Consider the following 16,985-nt stretch of genomic DNA (forward strand, 5'->3'; position numbering starts at 1 on the left):
AATTAGATAAAACGGTGGAGAACGTAATCCAATTATTGGGAATGATTGGGGAGTATAAGGATACTGAAACAGCTAAACATGTCTTAAGGGTTGGTAAAATTAGTCGGATCCTCGCTCTGGGAGCAGGCTTACCTGCGGACCTCGCTTATATGCTTGAAAAAGCCGCACCGCTTCATGATATAGGCAAGGTAGGTATACCAGACCGAATTCTATTAAAACAAGGTCCTTTGGACGAAGAAGAAATGAGTATCATGAAGCAACACACTGAACATGGATACAATCTTTTGTCTGGCAACGATGCTCTAGTTATACAATTAGCTCGTAGTATTGCCGCTACACATCATGAACGCTGGGATGGGAATGGATACCTAAGAGGTCTTAGCGGAGAATCTATACCCATCGAAGGGCGTATTACATCTGTGGCTGATGTATTTGATGCTCTAGTAAGTGAACGACCTTATAAGAAAGCTTGGTCATATGAGGAAGCCACCGATTATATAGTAAAAGAATCTGGTAAGGCGTTCGATCCAAATCTCATTCTTATCTTTCAACAACACTTGGATGATATTATCCAAATTCAAAAAGATTTAGCTGATTGATTAAGGTTGAAGGCTAAAATCCATTTAAATTAATAGACAGACTGTATTAATAGATGACTCAAGACCTTAAAGCTGTATTGACATCGCAGTGCCTACCCCAAGATTAGGAGTATGTTTTGTGGATCAATAATTATCTCAAGGTTATTGGAAAGACTGTAGGGTATAATTGATGCTCATTTTCCATTAATGCGCTTCACGCACCGTTTTTGAGGTATCTATGTCAAATGATTCTGGCAATCCAACACTAGAGCAGTTACAGCAATATAATGAAGAACAGCTCTATAGTTTTTTTATTGCCGAATCTGTAATTAATGAGCAGATTTGGATTTTGACAGATGAATACGGCTGCGTGATGCTCAATACGGATGATGAAGACTGTGTACCAGTTTGGCCATCACAAGAGTTAGCCCAAGCCTGGGCAACTGAAGAATGGAGTAAGTGTAAACCTGAAGCGATCAGTCTCTCAGTTTGGCATAAGCGCTGGACGCCTGGGCTAGAAGAAGATGGCTTCGCTGTAGTGGTTTGCCCATTTGAAAGTCAGGATGGCATTGTTACTTATGCTGAAGAATTAGAAAAAGCCTTACAGAAAAAAGCAGCAAAATTAGCGCGTAAATAATCTATCTAATTCTAGCTGTATAAGGCTGTAGTTTCTCTCTATAGTCTTCCTTTCATTGAATATTTTCCATATTAAGAATTTTTCACTGGGCGTATACCTGCCTTTCTGGGAAAATAGTCCCTAATTTCATATTCAAGTAGCCTCGTTTTATGCCTCGTACCGCTCCTGACCTGTTTTCATACCCTAAATATTGGGCTGAATGTTATGCGCCAGCACCGTTTCTGCCGACTTCAAGAGAGGAGATGGATGCATTGGGGTGGGATAGTTGTGACGTCATCATTGTCACCGGCGATGCTTATGTTGACCATCCGAGCTTTGGCATGGCGGTGATGGGACGAGTACTTGAAGCGCAAGGTTTCAGAGTGGGTATCATCAGTCAGCCTGATTGGACCAGTGCTGATGCTTTCAAGGAGTTAGGCCAACCTAATCTCTATTTTGGTATCACTGCTGGCAACATGGACTCTCTGATCAACCGTTACACTGCCGATAAGCGTACGCGTCATGATGATGCTTATACGGCTGGTGGCTTAGGTGGTAAAAGGCCAGATCGCGCGGTGATTGTGTATAGCCAGCGTTGTAAAGAAGCTTATCGTGAAACGCCAGTAGTACTGGGTGGTATTGAGGCCAGCCTTCGTCGAATTGCTCAATATGATTACTGGAGTGATAAAGTTCGTCGTTCGGTGTTACTGGATGCGACAGCCGATATTTTGCTTTATGGTAATGCAGAGAGGGCAATTGTTGAGTTGACTCATCGTCTGGCTAATGGTGAGACTATTGAAGAGATTCAGGATCTTAGAGGGACGGCGATCCTAAAAACGGCCTTGCCTGCTGATTACATTGAGGTTGATTCAACGCGAATCGATTGGCCTGGTTACATCGATCAGTTACCAAATCCATATGAATATACCGATGCGGCTACCTGCGATAAAAAAGACGCGTCTAAGGCCGATGAACCTCAGCCTCTGCGTATCATACCTGCGCCACTAAAAGGTAAAGAGAAGCTCCCTGACGAGACCTATATTCGCTTACCTTCTTTTGAAAAAGTATCTAAAGATCCTGCTTTATATGCTCATGCATCGCGCGTTCTGCATCAAGAAGCGAACCCGCACAATGCACGCGCTTTGGTGCAAAAGCATGGCCATCGAGAGTTATGGGTTAATCCACCGCCAATACCTTTAGAAACGGCGGAAATGGATAAGGTGTTTGGCTTACCTTATCAGCGTATTCCGCATCCGCGTTACGGTAATCACAAGATTCCTGCATTCGATATGATTAAATTTTCGATCAATATCATGCGTGGCTGTTTTGGTGGTTGTACTTTCTGTTCTATTACCGAACACGAAGGACGTATTATTCAGAGTCGATCTCATGAATCGGTGATCAATGAGATCGAAGATATCAAAGAGAAAGTACCGGGGTTTACTGGTGCTATCTCAGATTTAGGTGGTCCAACATCAAATATGTACCACCTGAATTGTAATGATCCAGATATACAAGCGTCTTGCCGTAAGCTGTCTTGTGTTTACCCGACCATCTGTAAGAATCTAAATACCGATCATAGTCCTACGACAGAGTTGTATAGAAAGGCGCGTAAGGTAGAGGGTGTACATACCGTTTCGATCTCTTCAGGTTTACGTTACGACCTTGCGGTAGAGGACCCTGAGTATGTGAAAGAGCTTGTGACTTATCACGTAGGTGGCTACCTCAAAATTGCGCCTGAGCACAGTGAGGATGGCACGCTCTCCAAGATGATGAAGCCGGGCATGGGAACTTACGATGCATTCAAAAAAATGTTTGATCGTTTCTCTCGTGAGGCTGGTAAAAAGCAGTATCTGATTCCTTACTTCATCGCTGCGCATCCGGGTTGTGAAGATGAAGATATGGTCAATCTTGCTCGTTGGCTGAAGAAGAATGAATTCAAAGTAGATCAGGTGCAAACTTTCTACCCATCACCTATGTCCTTAGCGACAGCGATGTATCATTCTGATAAAAATCCGTTGAAAAAAGTGACGTATAAGAGTGAAAAACTCTATACGCCAAAAAATACTGATCAGCGTAAAATTCAGAAAGCTCTGCTTCGATATCATGATCCCGAAAACTGGCCGCTATTGCGTCAGGTGCTTCCTAAAATGGGACACGGTGACCTAATAGGGGAGCGTGAATTATGTTTGATCCCAGAGGAAGAGAAGAGCTCTAACTCTAATCGCAGAAGTGTAAATAAAAAGCCTGCAGTAAAATCAAAAGCTGCTGGTAAGCATAAGAATGCGAGTGCTAGACGACAAGATTCAAAAGCGGGCAAATCATTCCCTAAGCCGGCTAAGAAACGAGTAGGTGGTAAGAAGCAAAGAATGAAGAGTGTAAAACCTCGTTAATAATGAAAATGTCATTTAAATGCACTAAGTGTGGTTTTAAATGTCAAAATTGTGCTGTTGTATATCAGGAGCATTGCTAGAATAGCAGTAAGGTTTAGTTGAGCTAAACGTTCATGCTAAGTTACCTAAATGTGGAACGTCTTGAGGAGGGTTGGTCATGACTACCGATAAAATACACCCTAAATTTACTGAAGCGATGGAAAAGCTCACTCAGATGAGTGAAGAAGAGAGATTATCTGAGGAAAATAAGGAGCTTTTTGAACAAGCGATGAATTATGCGCCTTTAGATATTCAGCCAAAATTAGCCGCTATTCGTAAAAAATATGACGAACTGCATTAATTTGAAAGAACTCCTAAAAAATGTCGCCTAAGCGGCATTTTTTATGTCAATAATTTATCTAGCAGTTCATCGTCGATGAACTCATCTGCTGCTTGGAAGTTGGAGGTGAACTCCTCATCTTCAGTTGCATCAAAGAAAAAACCGAATCCAAAACTATGGATAAAGGTTTCAAGTCCTTCTAAGCAATACTCTCGATATAGATCTACCTGTTCATTTAATTCGTCACTGTCTGTAAGTGCCGTCTCTTCTAACTGTTCTATTGCCGTTAAAACCCCTCGATTTAATGATTCATTGATTAAATTGATAAAGCGATCCAGAGATTGTTCTTCACTTAATTCAGGTAGTGCGTTTCGAAAAAGAGGGAATTGCTGAGTAATATACTCAAGTGTGGCAGTGGCAATTTCTTGGGGGCCAACATTACTTGACGGTGCTGGGTTAGATCCCAAGAAAGCATTGCCTGTTTCATTCTGGAGTTCTTGGCCTAATAGCATAATGACTTCTTCATAAACTTGCGCCAAAGGAGGATATAGAGCCCGGTCGGCTAAATTTGTACTGAAGTTAGAGTGCATATCTGGATAAGGGTTAAAGCTGGTTTGGTGTACCTGTTTATTGATATCTTGCAGTTGAGGTTCATTCTGCGGCGGTTTGTTTTTAGTCGATGTCACTTGCATAAGCTATCCGTCCGTTTTATTAATTTCTCCTTACATATAAGTATTGGACATCGGGCCCGATCGTGACTGGTTTATATTCAATTTAAACGATCGTTTTTAAAAAAGTTTTCAGCATGAAAATTATTGGATTAGAACATCATTCTAGATGTAGTAAGTGTCATCTTCGGCAGTAAGTGCGTAAGGGGAGGTGCTAGGTAAAGTAATATGTAATTCAAATCCACCGTCATTAGGTGATTGAAGCTCGATGCTTCCACCTAACACACCTGTGACTAAATTAAAGATGATGTAAAGTCCGAGACCATTACCTCCTTGACCAAACTTGGTGGTAAAGAAAGGGTCAAAGACTTTAGCAAAGTTTTTGGTCGGAATGCCGCAACCGCTATCTGTATAAATTAACTTGATTTTCTTTTCGATGACTTGGGCGCAGATTTTAATTTTGCCGGATTGCTGCTCAGAGAAAGCGTGCATACGGGTGTTGTTGATCAGATTATCAAAGATTTGTTGTATGGGGGCTGCGAAGCTATTCATAGAAATATGATGAGGAATTAAGTTCTCTACAATTATGGAGGATCTAGATAAGCCTTGAGTTTGTCGGTTTAAAACCTCTTCAACCAATGCTCTTAAATCAACTTGGCTCCGTTCATATTCATTATCATTTGAGGAAATTTGCTGGCAGCTTAGAATTAGATCAGCGGTTTTTGCGGTGCTTTTTTCTATTAAGTCTGAGGATTCAAGTACATTGTTCAAAAAGTTTTCTAACGAAGATTTAGTCATCTCGCCTGAGTTAAGCTGATCTTGGATTCTACAGGTATCAGCCTTTAGAGCTGTGCTGATTGTACGAATGTTTCCAATGGGTGTATTAAGCTCATGGGAAATCCCAGCGACTAATTTACCCAAAGATGCGAGCTTTTGAGTGTTTGCTAGTTTTAGCATGGTCGCCTTAAGTTCTTCATTGGCCTCTTCGAGCTTTTCAGAATGATCAGAAAGTGACTCGTTAAGTTGTTGAACCTCGGCTTCCGCATTCATTCTTTCGGTTATATCTATTATTGATTCAATAGCACCGACAGGGCAGCCGTCTTCATCGTAGAGTCGTTTAGCGGTGAAATAGAGCCATCTATCAATATTGTTGCCAAGCTTGGGAAAGAAATTCTCTACTTCATACGCACCTTCTATAAACGGTGATTTGCGGTGAATACCAGGATAAAACTGTTCAAGCTGCTCTTCATCGTCGTCTAAAATTACATCAGCCAAAATTGGGCGAGGTTCTGGGTAAAAGGTTTTCCATTGGTTTTTTGTTCCCAAAACATCCTTTGCTGGTATGCCGAAGACTTTTTCGCAGGCTTTATTCCAAATGAGAACCCTATGATCGTTGTCGATCACTATAATCGGTTGAGGGTAAGTATGCACAATCTCCTCGAGTAGCTTTTGTTCTTGTGTGCTACTGGGATTGCTTGGATCAGGGCGAAGCATACTTAGATTCCAAAATATCAGTCATAGTTTAGTTTTAGACCTGATAGGAAATCTTTTCAAAATAACTTAAAGATTTAAAAGGGATTAAACCTTACTTATATAGGTAATAACCGTTACCACCAAGGAACTTAGCAGCGTACATCGCTTTATCTGCGTTCCCTATGAGTTTACTACCGTCTTTACCATGGTCAGGGAAAACTGCAATTCCGGCACTGGCACCAATAGTGACTTCAACTTCATCGATCTGCATCGGTTGTCTTAAGGATGCAATGATCTTTTGCGAAACGAGTACAGCGCTTTCAATAGAGCTAGTGTCTTCTAATAAAACTGCAAATTCATCGCCTCCCTGGCGAGATACAGTGTCAACTTTGCGCACTGCATTATTCAAGCGCTGAGAGGCTATGGTAAGTACCTTATCGCCAAATGGGTGGCCATATTTGTCGTTGAGCGGTTTAAATTCGTTAAGATCCAGATAAATAACCGCACAAAGCGTTTTATTTCTTTGTGCGTGTTGAACTGCACAAGTTACCCTATCCAAAAAAAGTGCCCGATTGGCTAAGCCGGTTAGAGGGTCGTGAAACGCTAAAAACTCAAGTTTTTCCTGAGTTTGTTTCTGTTCGGTGTTATCTAGGAATTGGCCAATATAGTGGGTTCTTTCACCCTCTTTGTTGAGTACAACAGAAATTTTAATTTTCTCACTAAATAGCTGACCATCTTTTTTACGGCTCCAGGTTTCACCTTCCCAATAGCCTTTATATTGCAAATTGCTATTGATACTTTCAATAAATTCAGGCGCTAACCAAGTTGCATTAATAACGCTGGCGGGTTGGTCGATAACTTCTCGTTCGGTGAAGCCTGTAAGCCTGGCAAAGGCTGGGTTAACCAACGTAATATTAAAATCTATATCTGCGATGACAATAGCTTCGTTGCTCTGTTGGACTGCATTCTCAGCTAGTTTACAGATGGAAGGTTGGTCAGTATTTGGTTGAACAGATCGTTTCATCAGGCCAATGATGCCATTAACCTTACCATGCTTATCTTTGAGTGGTGCTTTACTTAACCAGTAGCTGTGCTGGCAACTGGTGTTAAGGTGCAGTCCTTCTAATTCAACATGCGTTTGTGATAAAAACACTTGAGCATCAGAATCAACCAGTTGGGCGTGTAGGTGTTTAGGAAAAAGTTGTCGATCTGTTTTACCTTTAATGTATTTTGCAGGCATATCGAGTAACTCGGCATATGCATCATTCACGAAAAGATACTCAGCACGACGGTTTTTAATCCAAGCAGGATGAGGTAGGGCAGAAAGGATTGATAGTTGTTGCGACGCAATTTGGTTTCCCTCTACCACGGATGTCCTGATAGGAGTGTTGAGCTGTGCTAGGGAGGGGCCAAGGTCCTGCTGGCCAAATTGGTCGTTATCCATTTCTGGTACATCCTGTTTATTTTTTATACTTTTTTCGAATCCTTACAGTTTTTACGACAAAGGTCTAGTCATATACAGTGTGGCTATGTATTTCTGTAGTAAAAGCAGTGAATGTCATCTGTTTTATTGAGAGATTTAGGTTAATCAAATGAAGTTTTCAGCAGTGGTTTTTTTATCGCTTTTGCTTTGGGGGTGTGCTCAGCAGCAACCGTTGCTAGAACGAGCACCTGTACCAAAAGCTAAAGGTTGGGATGGAGTGATAGAAGGTTACTCTGTTTGGCCTGATCGTGTGCAAGAAACGTCAGGTTTGGCTTCTCGGGGGGGATTGTTGTGGACCATCAATGATAGTGGTGATGGACCGTATCTTTATGCGTTAGACCCACAGCACAATATCGTCAAAACAATCAAAGTAGGGAATGCAAAAAATATTGATTGGGAAGAGCTTGCTCAAGATGAAACTTATCTCTACATAGCTGACTGCGGTAATAATCGCGGTAGACGCATTGAGTTACAGATCTATAAAGTTACTTGGAGTGATCTACAGTCCACTCGCTCGGGCGGGATTATCTCACCTGAAATATTGAGGTTTAACTATGCTGATCGACCAGAGAATGTTACACCAAAAAGTCATAACTTAGATTGCGAAGCGCTAACGGTGGTTAACGATGAACTGTGGCTTTTCACTAAGAATAGGGAAAACGAACAAACTCATCTTTATAAGCTCGATAAGAGTGCGACAGAGCAATCTGTAACATTGACGGAGCGCTTTGATGTCAAAGGTCTGGTGACCGCTGCTGACTACGATCCTGTTACTAAAAGGTTGGCTCTATTAGGATATGCCAAACAGAAGATTTTTGGACATTCATTTCTATGGATTGTTCCTATGACTGATCGTCCGAATTGGGAGGGTGCACACAGGACTTATATACAGCCTTATGCTCAATGGGAAGCATTGGTTTGGGACCGAGAGCGGAATGGGCGTTTAGTTCTGAGTACTGAGAAAAGTCTTTTATTAGATGTAGGTGTGGGTGAGTTAAATTTAACTGTACCTACTGAGTTTCCTTAGCCGCAGACTGCTAATTCATTTATACTAACGCCCCTTTTTATTTTTCGAAATTATAAAGTTACGAGTTATGCTTCAAATTTATAACACACTGACCAAAGAAAAAGCTCCGTTTAAGCCGCTAGAAGAAGGCAAAATCAAAATGTACGTTTGCGGAGTGACCGTTTATGACTTGTGTCATATTGGTCATGCGCGTGTGATGGTGGCATTTGATGTTATTACTCGTTTCCTTCGTTCACAGGGGTGGGATGTGGACTATGTGCGAAACATCACCGATGTCGATGATAAGATTATTAAGCGTGCAGCTGAGAATGATGAAACACCTGATCAGTTAACGGAACGTATGATTGCAGCAATGCATGAGGATGAGGCGAAACTTTCTGTTCTTCGCCCAACGCAAGAGCCAAGAGCGACTGCGCATATCGGAGATATCATCTCTCTAGTCGAAACACTGGTAGAGAAAGGTTTTGCTTACCCAGCATCTAATGGGGATGTTTACTTCCGTGTAGAGCGTTTTGAAGAGTACGGCAGGCTGACTAACAAAAATGTTGATGAGCTGCGTTCTGGTGCACGAGTTGAAGTTGATGAAGCTAAAGAAAGCCCGTTGGATTTCGTATTGTGGAAATCAGCGAAAGAGGGCGAGGTTAGCTGGGATTCTCCTTGGGGCCTAGGTCGTCCAGGTTGGCATATTGAATGTTCAGCTATGTCTAAATGCTGCTTGGGTCCAACGTTCGATATTCATGGTGGTGGTCCCGATCTACCGTTCCCACACCATGAGAATGAGATTGCACAATCTGAAGCCGCAAACGGTTGTACTTATGTAAATACGTGGATGCACGCAGGTCCTGTGCGTGTGAACTCTGAGAAGATGTCTAAATCTCTAGGTAACTTCTTCACGATTCGTGATGTGTTGGAAAAATACAATGCAGAAGTGGTTCGCTTTTTCTTAGCACGTGTTCATTATCGTACTTATATCGATTACAGCGAAGATAGCTTAAAAGAAGCGCGTGTTATGTTGGAGCGTTTCTATCAAGCACTGCGTGGTGTTGAAATTTCTGATGAGGCGCCAGCAAATGATTTTGATGCACGATTTGTTGAAGCGATGAATGATGACTTCAACACGCCAAAAGCGATCTCAGTTCTGTTCGAGCTTGTGAATGAGTTGAACAAGACGACACGTGAAAACTCACCAGAAGCAGGTAAACTTGCTGGCCAATTGGTGCGCTTAGGTTCTATTCTTGGTTTACTGCAGCAAGATGCTGATGCCTTCTTGAAAGGCGAAGACAAAGAGGGTGAGCTTAGCTCTGATGAAATCGAAGCGTTGATTGTTCAGCGTGCGGAAGCGAAGAAAGCGAAAAACTTCGCAGAGTCTGATCGTATTCGTGATGAGTTGGCAGAGCAGGGCATCATTCTAAAAGATAGCCGCGAAGGTACGACTTGGTTCAGGGAAGCCTGAGCCAGTTACTAGCGGAAATAAAAAAGGCAGCCTAGGCTGCCTTTTTTATTGAGTAACAAACTTAAGCGTCTTGCTTGTTTGCTGCTTCTAATGTGTTTTCCATCAGCGTAGCCACGGTCATTGGGCCTACACCGCCTGGAACAGGGGTAATAAAGCCGGCTTTCTCTGCTGCAGCTTCATAACCCACATCACCAACTAGGCGACCATCTTCAAGGCGGTTGATGCCTACATCAATTACTGTAGCGCCTTCTTTGATCCACTCACCTTTCACAAGGCCAGGAATGCCAACACCGACTACTACAAGATCCGCACGGCGAACGTGCGCTTCAAGGTCTTTAGTGAAGCGGTGAGTTGTTGTTACAGTACAACCCGCCAGAAGCAGTTCTAATGTCATAGGGCGACCAACGATGTTGGATGCGCCAACAACAACTGCTTCCATACCATGTAGATCTTGGCCTGTAGATTCAAGTAGCGTCATAACGCCTTTTGGAGTACAAGGGCGAAGAACAGGCATGCGCTGAGCTAGACGACCTAAATTGAAAGCGTGGAATCCATCAACATCCTTTTCTGGACGGATGCGTTCAAGGATCTCATTGCCATCTAGATGTTCTGGTAGAGGAAGCTGTACCAAAATACCGTTAACTGAATCGTCTTGGTTTAGTTCATCAACTAGATTCAGTAGTTCCTCTTGAGTCGTTTCTGCAGGCAGGTCAAAAGAGCGGGATTCAAATCCTACATCCTGACAAGCGTTCTTCTTATTACGAACATAAACCTGAGAAGCTGGGTCCATACCTACAAGTAGTACTGCTAGGCAAGGAGCTTTTTTACCGTCGTTGATACGCTGCTGAACACCTTCAGCAACCTGACGGCGAACATCTGCGGCAATTTGCTTGCCATCAATAATCTGTGCGCTCATTTAAAGGGAGGGTCCTTTATTAAGTTTTATCTGGGGTGAATTCTCTCATGGTTGAGTATTTCGTCCAAGCGCCTTTTGTGAATTAGCTATATAAGTAGGTACAAGTAATTGAGAAGTAAGAAAGTAGACGTGCGTTAGCACCGAAAAAGCTGAAACTGGTGGCTAGAGTATCAATCGGATCAATTTAATAGCCAAAAATGGGATAACTGCTTGATAAATAGCCAATTATTGGTTGTTAGATGATCAATATAAAACTTTTGAAATAAAAGATAAAAAAAGTGTTGACGGCAAAATTTAGGGTGTATATTATGCGCACCTCCTCAAGACGAGGCGGCCAAAACAAAGCGCTAGACGCTAGTTAAGGCCAAAGTCTGAGGTCTGACAAATGAGTCGGGCGCCTATAGCTCAACTGGATAGAGCAACGCCCTTCTAAGGCGTAGGTTCCAGGTTCGAGTCCTGGTGGGCGTGCCATTTGTTAGAACGAGATTTAGTGGTGGATATAGCTCAGTTGGTAGAGCTCCGGATTGTGATTCCGGCGGTCGTGGGTTCGAGCCCCATTATCCACCCCATTAAATCTCTTGTGTAGTCTGCGGACGTGGTGGAATTGGTAGACACGCCAGATTTAGGTTCTGGTGCCGCGAGGTGTGAGAGTTCGAGTCTCTCCGTCCGCACCATGTACTACACAAAACGATCGTTATGGTGGATATAGCTCAGTTGGTAGAGCTCCGGATTGTGATTCCGGCGGTCGTGGGTTCGAGCCCCATTATCCACCCCATTAACGATACACATAGATTGCGGACGTGGTGGAATTGGTAGACACGCCAGATTTAGGTTCTGGTGCCGCGAGGTGTGAGAGTTCGAGTCTCTCCGTCCGCACCATTTACAACGAAGCGTTGTTTTGGTGTAATCAGTTTCAAGCTATGTGTAAAAGATCTATCTGCGGACGTGGTGGAATTGGTAGACACGCCAGATTTAGGTTCTGGTGCCGCGAGGTGTGAGAGTTCGAGTCTCTCCGTCCGCACCATTGATTGATCTTTAACTCTTCTCTCATTTAAAGCTGCTTCTAGCTTGTATAATCATTACTATTATTTTGTTTATCTGATCCTAAAAGCTATTTCTAGCTTATTTGTTGATCTAAGTGATCTATCTAATAATAATTTTCATTTCTTATACGTTATTTTGCTTACTAAACTTGACTAATTAAGCTGCTTGCCGGAGAATTTCGCGCTTTGATTTTGCTCGAAATTTACGAGCGGCTGTGCAGATCAAGCAGCGTTAGCAATACGTCGGTCTGTTGAAGATTATTGATTCAAGCATTTTATTTGTGAGGCATTACATGCAAGTTTCCGTTGAAACGACTTCTGGCCTAGAGCGCCTGTTGAAGGTTTCCGTACCAGCAGAGCGCATCGATCAGGATGTTAACAAGCGTATCCAGCAGACTGCACGTACAGTACGTATCGACGGTTTCCGTCCTGGTAAAGTACCTGTAAAAGTTGTTAAGCAGCGTTACGGTAAAGGTATTCGTGAAGAAGTTCTTGGCCAAGTGGTTCAGGAAAGCTTCTATCAAGCGCTTCAGCAGGAAGAGATCAACCCAGCTGGCACGCCTGCAATCGAATTCACAAAAGATGTTGAAGGTGAAAACCTTGAATACACTGCGAAATTCGAAGTTTACCCAGAAATCGCTCTAGCTGATTTCTCTAAAGTAGAGATCGAAAAGAAAGCAGCTGAAGTAAACGATGCTGATCTAGATCAGATGATCGAAACGCTACGTAAGCAGCAAGCTGATTGGAACGAAGTTGAGCGCGCTGCAGCTGAAGGCGATCGCGTACGCATCGATTTCGAAGGTTTCATCGACGGTGAAGCATTCGACGGTGGTAAAGGCGAAGGCATGGACCTTGTTCTAGGTTCTAACTCAATGATTCCTGGTTTCGAAGACGGTCTAGCGGGCGCTACTGCAGGTGCAGACGTTGAGCTAAACGTTACGTTCCCAGAAGAATACCAAGCTGAAAACCTTCAAGGTAAAGATGCTGTATTCAAAGTAAAAGTGCATACTGTTTCTGAGCAGGTTCTTGCTGAACTAAACGAAGAATTCTTCGAGAAGTTTGGTCTAGAAGAGAAAACTGAAGAAGCTTTCCGCGCTGAAGTTCAGAAGAACATGCAGCGTGAGCTTAAGCAGGCTCTTAAAATGAAACTTAAAGATGCTGTATTCACTCAGCTTCTAGAAGTTAACCCAATCGAAGTGCCAGCTGCACTAATCGATGGTGAAATCGACAACCTACGTCGTCAAGCTGTAATGCAGTTTGCGGGTCCAGATTCTGATATGGATCCAAACATGCTTCCAAAAGAAATGTTCACTGATCAGGCAGACCGTCGCGTTAAGATCGGTCTTCTAATGCAAGAAGTGATCAAAGTAAATGAACTAGAAGCTGACGAAGCTCGTGTTAAAGAAACACTAGAAGAAATGGCTGAAACTTACCAAGATCCTCAGCAAGTTATCGATTGGTACATGGGTAACGAAGAGATGCTAGGTCAGATCAAAGGTCTAGTTCTTGAAGAGCAGGTTGTAGATAACCTACTTGAAGCTGCTACAGTAACAGACGTTACTGTTAGCTACGAAGATGCAATTAAGCCAGAGCAGGGTGCTGCAGCTTAATTAACGCTCTTCTGGCGTAAAAGTCACTACTGTAAAAGCGACAGTTAGCGAAAGCTGGCTGTCGTTTTTTTGTTTTTAGCGCATGATAAATGCAGTGTTGTTGGTTAAAGCTATTGCCTGAATTAATCAACGTAGTATTATCGAGTGCTTGTGTTTAGGTTATTTCCGTTTTAAGGAGTGATACATGGCGGATTTTGGTAAAGGTGGCTCAGATATTTTGAGTAGTCTAGTGCCTATGGTAGTAGAGCAGTCGGCTCGTGGTGAGCGTGCATACGATATCTACTCCCGTCTGTTAAAAGAGCGTGTGATCTTTCTTGTGGGTCCTGTAGAAGATCATATGGCTAATCTGGTTGTTGCGCAGTTGCTGTTCCTAGAAGCGGAGAACCCGGATAAGGATATTCATCTCTATATTAATTCCCCGGGTGGATCTGTAACTGCAGGTATGTCTATCTATGACACTATGCAGTTCATTAAGCCAGACGTGAGCACTATGTGTTTGGGTCAGGCAGCGAGTATGGGTGCATTCCTACTAGCCGGTGGTGCTGAAGGTAAGCGTTTTGCGTTACCTAACTCTCGTGTAATGATTCATCAGCCGTTAGGTGGATACCAGGGTCAGGCAACTGATATTGAGATTCATACCAAAGAGATTTTGAGTATTCGTCATAAATTAAATACGTTGTTAGCAGAGCATACAGGTCAAGATCTAGAAACGATCTCTCGTGATACAGATCGTGATAACTTCATGGACCCTTACGCTGCTAAAGAATACGGTTTAATTGACGAAGTGCTTGATCGTCGTAACACTGATTAAGCCTGAGTAGAAATTGTTACTATAATCATAAGGTTCACCCTGTTTGTTTGTATAAGGGTTGAAATGTGAAGCAGAGTAGCAATATAGGGTATAGCCCTGATACAGAATTATGAGGAAGTCGAATGACCGACGAAATCAAAGGTAAAGATGGTGATGACAGCGGTAAGTTGCTGTACTGCTCATTCTGCGGCAAAAGCCAGGATGAAGTACGTAAGCTAATTGCTGGGCCGTCCGTTTTTATCTGTGACGAATGTGTTGATCTATGTAACGACATCATTCGTGAAGAAATACAAGAAGCAGAGCCTCAGGAAGAGAGCGATCACCTGCCGACTCCAGAAGAGCTAAGTGCAGCTCTGGATGAATATGTTATTGGCCAAGATCGCGCTAAGAAAGTACTTGCTGTAGCGGTATACAACCACTACAAGCGTCTACGCTTCCAAAAGAGCAGTAATTCAGACGTTGAACTAGGCAAAAGTAACATTCTTCTTATCGGCCCTACGGGTAGCGGTAAGACTTTGCTTGCTCAAACGCTAGCACGTCTATTGAATGTGCCATTCACTATTGCTGATGCTACTACGCTAACTGAAGCAGGTTATGTAGGTGAAGATGTAGAAAACATCATTCAAAAGCTTCTGCAGAAGTGTGATTACGATGTAGAGAAAGCTCAGCTTGGTATTGTCTACATTGATGAGATCGATAAGATTTCACGTAAGTCGGATAACCCATCTATCACTCGCGATGTATCGGGTGAGGGTGTACAGCAAGCATTACTTAAGCTGATTGAGGGCACAGTTGCTTCTGTTCCTCCACAAGGTGGTCGTAAGCACCCTCAGCAAGAGTTCTTGCAGGTAGATACGTCTAATATCCTGTTTATTTGTGGTGGCGCATTTGCTGGCCTGGAACAGATTATTCGTGATCGTTCAGAGAAAGGTTCTATCGGATTCAGTGCTGTTGTTAAGAGCAAAGATGAAGAGAAAACGGTTTCTGACAGCCTTCGTGAGCTAGAAGCAGAAGATCTGGTTAAATATGGTTTGATTCCTGAATTTGTAGGTCGTTTACCAATGGTGGCGACACTTGCAGAGCTGGATGAAGAAGCGTTGATTCAGATCCTGACTGAGCCTAAGAACAGTTTGACGAAGCAGTACGCTGCGCTGTTCGATATGGAGGGTGCTGAGGTTGATTTCCGCGAAGCTTCATTAAAAGCTGTGGCACGTAAGGCTCTTGAGCGTAAAACAGGTGCGCGTGGTTTACGTTCAATCATGGAAGCTACGTTACTAGATATTATGTATCAGTTGCCTTCTATGGAGAATGTTAGCAAGGTTGTGATAGATGAGGGTGTGATCGAGGGTGATAACGATCCTATCCTCATTTATGAGAACACAGATCAACCTAAAGCGATGCCTGAAGAATAAGTATTCAATAATATGTTATAAAAAAGGATAGCTTTGCTATCCTTTTTTTGTGGCTAATCGAAATGGTGAATAATGTCGGAAGCGAATGATCAAGGGTTTCAGCATCTAAGTGATGAACTTAAAACTGAGTTCTACTCTAGCGTTAAGGAAGCGATGGAGGAATTAGATCACTGTTTTAGTTCCTTGAACTGCAATTATGATCCTGAAATTGTGAATCAGATGTTTAGGGCGGTACATTCTGTTAAAGGTAACTGTCATATGGTTTTTCTCGACAGTATTGCTGACGTCTGCCATAGATTAGAAGATTTAGTAGATGAATTTAGAAAAGGTAAGCTTTCCTATACACCCGTTCAAGGTGAGTTTATCGCTTTTGTATTTACTCGCTTAGAGCAGTTGGTGGCTGATCGAGTCAATGGCATTGCCATTAATTCATCTGATATTGAGCTTCTGGAAAAGGGAGTGCTGCAGGTTTTAAAGTCAGACCAGTCATCACGTGACGATGCGGCTCAAGCCACCTTAGAAAGCTTTTCAGGCATTCTGACGGCGACTCAAAGTATCAATGATAGTGTCTTAGATAAACTCGAAGTACAAGAGCAGTTAAAAGATTTTGATGATCTTGGTTTTATGGAAAAGATTGCCAAAATTTTGCAGTCTAAGTCCATCCAGCAGCAAGGAGATTTATCCAAACTTATTTCGATAGGTTCTTCATTAAATAAGAAATTAGAATATCCAGAAAGTGATGATCAGCTGATGGCTGCATTTAGCTTCCAAAATTTGGGCAGTAAATTTGTTCCATCCCCAGTTTTTGATATAGGGCTCGAATCAGCTGAATGGGAAAAAGCAAAAGCTAAAGAGCAGCTGGAGTTGTCTGCTGGTTTTTTAAAATTAGGTGGCAAATGGCTAGGAGCATCAAAGCTGATTGAGTATAGTTTTGAGCGTTTTGATGGTCGCGGTCCCTATGGCAAGAAAGGCAAGGATATTCCTGCAGGTAGTATGATTCTTTCAATGCTGAAGTTTTATCAGCAAAATTATCTCCGATTGAGAAAAGACCACAAGCCGAAAATCGCGGTCGCTAAAACAATCAGTCGTATCAATAGTGAAAGCGGTTATCGATTTGATCCAAAGTTTGTTGAGTTGCTAACCCAATTGGGGCATTCAGACCCGCATAAATTAACGTTGTAAC

At 42.6% G+C, this 16,985-nt stretch carries 14 protein-coding genes and 6 tRNA genes; 16 read left to right on the plus strand and 4 right to left on the minus strand.

Annotated features, from left to right (window positions below):
* Positions 1 to 14 precede the first annotated feature (14 nt).
* From ACMXYR_RS07245 to ACMXYR_RS07260, 4 genes are all read left to right on the plus strand, one after another.
* Positions 15 to 599 (plus strand): HD-GYP domain-containing protein, encoded by a 585-nt coding sequence (locus tag ACMXYR_RS07245; RefSeq protein WP_415903501.1) that lies wholly within the window; start codon positions 15 to 17, stop codon positions 597 to 599.
* Positions 600 to 816: 217 nt separating this feature from the next.
* Positions 817 to 1,215, plus strand: a complete 399-nt coding sequence (locus ACMXYR_RS07250; protein ID WP_415903502.1) for a DUF2750 domain-containing protein — start codon at positions 817 to 819, stop codon at positions 1,213 to 1,215.
* A gap of 149 nt (positions 1,216 to 1,364) precedes the next feature.
* Positions 1,365 to 3,587: a YgiQ family radical SAM protein gene (locus ACMXYR_RS07255; RefSeq protein ID WP_415903503.1), complete on the plus strand. Its 2,223-nt coding sequence runs from the start codon at positions 1,365 to 1,367 to the stop codon at positions 3,585 to 3,587.
* A 157-nt stretch (positions 3,588 to 3,744) separates the two neighbouring features.
* Positions 3,745 to 3,927: a hypothetical protein gene (locus ACMXYR_RS07260; protein ID WP_415884395.1), complete on the plus strand. Its 183-nt coding sequence runs from the start codon at positions 3,745 to 3,747 to the stop codon at positions 3,925 to 3,927.
* A gap of 41 nt (positions 3,928 to 3,968) precedes the next feature.
* Here ACMXYR_RS07260 and ACMXYR_RS07265 read toward each other — a convergent pair whose 3' ends face one another.
* The 3 genes from ACMXYR_RS07265 to ACMXYR_RS07275 form a co-directional block, all read right to left on the minus strand.
* The gene (locus tag ACMXYR_RS07265) at positions 3,969 to 4,598 is read right to left on the minus strand and encodes a DUF5610 domain-containing protein (protein ID WP_415903504.1); all 630 of its coding nucleotides are present in this window, start codon (positions 4,596 to 4,598) and stop codon (positions 3,969 to 3,971) included.
* A 141-nt stretch (positions 4,599 to 4,739) separates the two neighbouring features.
* A complete protein-coding gene (locus ACMXYR_RS07270) occupies positions 4,740 to 6,068 on the minus strand; it encodes an ATP-binding protein (RefSeq protein ID WP_415903505.1) in 1,329 nt (442 codons plus the stop codon).
* 91 nt (positions 6,069 to 6,159) lie between these two features.
* Complete coding sequence (locus ACMXYR_RS07275) at positions 6,160 to 7,491, minus strand: diguanylate cyclase domain-containing protein (protein ID WP_415903506.1); 1,332 nt, start codon at positions 7,489 to 7,491, stop codon at positions 6,160 to 6,162.
* A 148-nt stretch (positions 7,492 to 7,639) separates the two neighbouring features.
* Between ACMXYR_RS07275 and ACMXYR_RS07280 the strand changes: the two genes are divergently transcribed.
* Positions 7,640 to 8,557 carry a hypothetical protein gene (locus ACMXYR_RS07280; protein ID WP_415903507.1) on the plus strand — a complete coding sequence of 306 codons (918 nt, stop codon included), beginning with the start codon at positions 7,640 to 7,642 and terminating at the stop codon, positions 8,555 to 8,557.
* A gap of 67 nt (positions 8,558 to 8,624) precedes the next feature.
* Complete coding sequence (gene cysS / locus ACMXYR_RS07285; RefSeq protein WP_415903508.1) at positions 8,625 to 10,010, plus strand: cysteine--tRNA ligase; 1,386 nt, start codon at positions 8,625 to 8,627, stop codon at positions 10,008 to 10,010.
* 61 nt (positions 10,011 to 10,071) lie between these two features.
* On the opposite strand, the gene folD is transcribed toward cysS, so the two are convergent.
* Entirely contained in the window at positions 10,072 to 10,926 is an 855-nt protein-coding gene (gene folD / locus ACMXYR_RS07290) for a bifunctional methylenetetrahydrofolate dehydrogenase/methenyltetrahydrofolate cyclohydrolase FolD (RefSeq protein WP_415884401.1), read from the minus strand.
* Positions 10,927 to 11,320: 394 nt separating this feature from the next.
* Between folD and ACMXYR_RS07295 the strand changes: the two genes are divergently transcribed.
* From ACMXYR_RS07295 to ACMXYR_RS07340, 10 genes are all read left to right on the plus strand, one after another.
* Positions 11,321 to 11,397, plus strand: a tRNA-Arg gene (locus tag ACMXYR_RS07295).
* Positions 11,398 to 11,419: 22 nt separating this feature from the next.
* Positions 11,420 to 11,495, plus strand: a tRNA-His gene (locus tag ACMXYR_RS07300).
* Positions 11,496 to 11,515: 20 nt separating this feature from the next.
* Positions 11,516 to 11,600, plus strand: a tRNA-Leu gene (locus ACMXYR_RS07305).
* Between the two features lie 25 nt (positions 11,601 to 11,625).
* Positions 11,626 to 11,701 (plus strand) — tRNA-His (locus ACMXYR_RS07310).
* Positions 11,702 to 11,720: 19 nt separating this feature from the next.
* A tRNA-Leu gene (locus tag ACMXYR_RS07315) sits at positions 11,721 to 11,805 on the plus strand.
* Between the two features lie 60 nt (positions 11,806 to 11,865).
* Positions 11,866 to 11,950: transfer RNA gene (locus tag ACMXYR_RS07320), tRNA-Leu, on the plus strand.
* Between the two features lie 312 nt (positions 11,951 to 12,262).
* Positions 12,263 to 13,579, plus strand: coding sequence for a trigger factor (gene tig, locus ACMXYR_RS07325; RefSeq protein ID WP_415903509.1), 1,317 nt, complete (start codon positions 12,263 to 12,265; stop codon positions 13,577 to 13,579).
* A gap of 184 nt (positions 13,580 to 13,763) precedes the next feature.
* A complete protein-coding gene (gene clpP / locus ACMXYR_RS07330; RefSeq protein WP_415884403.1) occupies positions 13,764 to 14,390 on the plus strand; it encodes an ATP-dependent Clp endopeptidase proteolytic subunit ClpP in 627 nt (208 codons plus the stop codon).
* Positions 14,391 to 14,512: 122 nt separating this feature from the next.
* Positions 14,513 to 15,802, plus strand: coding sequence for an ATP-dependent protease ATP-binding subunit ClpX (clpX, locus tag ACMXYR_RS07335; protein ID WP_415903510.1), 1,290 nt, complete (start codon positions 14,513 to 14,515; stop codon positions 15,800 to 15,802).
* A 72-nt stretch (positions 15,803 to 15,874) separates the two neighbouring features.
* The gene (locus ACMXYR_RS07340) at positions 15,875 to 16,984 is read left to right on the plus strand and encodes an Hpt domain-containing protein (protein WP_415903511.1); all 1,110 of its coding nucleotides are present in this window, start codon (positions 15,875 to 15,877) and stop codon (positions 16,982 to 16,984) included.
* The last annotated feature ends 1 nt before the right edge of the window (position 16,985 follow it).

Origin of the sequence: Neptuniibacter sp. QD29_5, assembly GCF_047778125.1 — a bacterium.
In the GTDB taxonomy this organism is placed as follows: Bacteria; Pseudomonadota; Gammaproteobacteria; order Pseudomonadales; family Balneatricaceae; genus Neptuniibacter.

Excerpts from the sequence above, each read along its gene's own strand:
- ACMXYR_RS07250 (WP_415903502.1), top strand. The coding sequence starts at position 817 with ATGTCAAATGATTCTGGCAATCCAACACTAGAGCAGTTACAGCAATAT.
- ACMXYR_RS07255 (WP_415903503.1), top strand. The coding sequence starts at position 1,365 with ATGCCTCGTACCGCTCCTGACCTGTTTTCATACCCTAAATATTGGGCT.
- ACMXYR_RS07260 (WP_415884395.1), top strand. The coding sequence starts at position 3,745 with ATGACTACCGATAAAATACACCCTAAATTTACTGAAGCGATGGAAAAG.
- ACMXYR_RS07265 (WP_415903504.1), bottom strand. The coding sequence starts at position 4,598 with ATGCAAGTGACATCGACTAAAAACAAACCGCCGCAGAATGAACCTCAA.
- ACMXYR_RS07270 (WP_415903505.1), bottom strand. The coding sequence starts at position 6,068 with ATGCTTCGCCCTGATCCAAGCAATCCCAGTAGCACACAAGAACAAAAG.
- ACMXYR_RS07275 (WP_415903506.1), bottom strand. The coding sequence starts at position 7,491 with ATGGATAACGACCAATTTGGCCAGCAGGACCTTGGCCCCTCCCTAGCA.
- ACMXYR_RS07280 (WP_415903507.1), top strand. The coding sequence starts at position 7,640 with ATGAAGTTTTCAGCAGTGGTTTTTTTATCGCTTTTGCTTTGGGGGTGT.
- cysS (WP_415903508.1), top strand. The coding sequence starts at position 8,625 with ATGCTTCAAATTTATAACACACTGACCAAAGAAAAAGCTCCGTTTAAG.
- folD (WP_415884401.1), bottom strand. The coding sequence starts at position 10,926 with ATGAGCGCACAGATTATTGATGGCAAGCAAATTGCCGCAGATGTTCGC.
- tig (WP_415903509.1), top strand. The coding sequence starts at position 12,263 with ATGCAAGTTTCCGTTGAAACGACTTCTGGCCTAGAGCGCCTGTTGAAG.
- clpP (WP_415884403.1), top strand. The coding sequence starts at position 13,764 with ATGGCGGATTTTGGTAAAGGTGGCTCAGATATTTTGAGTAGTCTAGTG.
- clpX (WP_415903510.1), top strand. The coding sequence starts at position 14,513 with ATGACCGACGAAATCAAAGGTAAAGATGGTGATGACAGCGGTAAGTTG.
- ACMXYR_RS07340 (WP_415903511.1), top strand. The coding sequence starts at position 15,875 with ATGTCGGAAGCGAATGATCAAGGGTTTCAGCATCTAAGTGATGAACTT.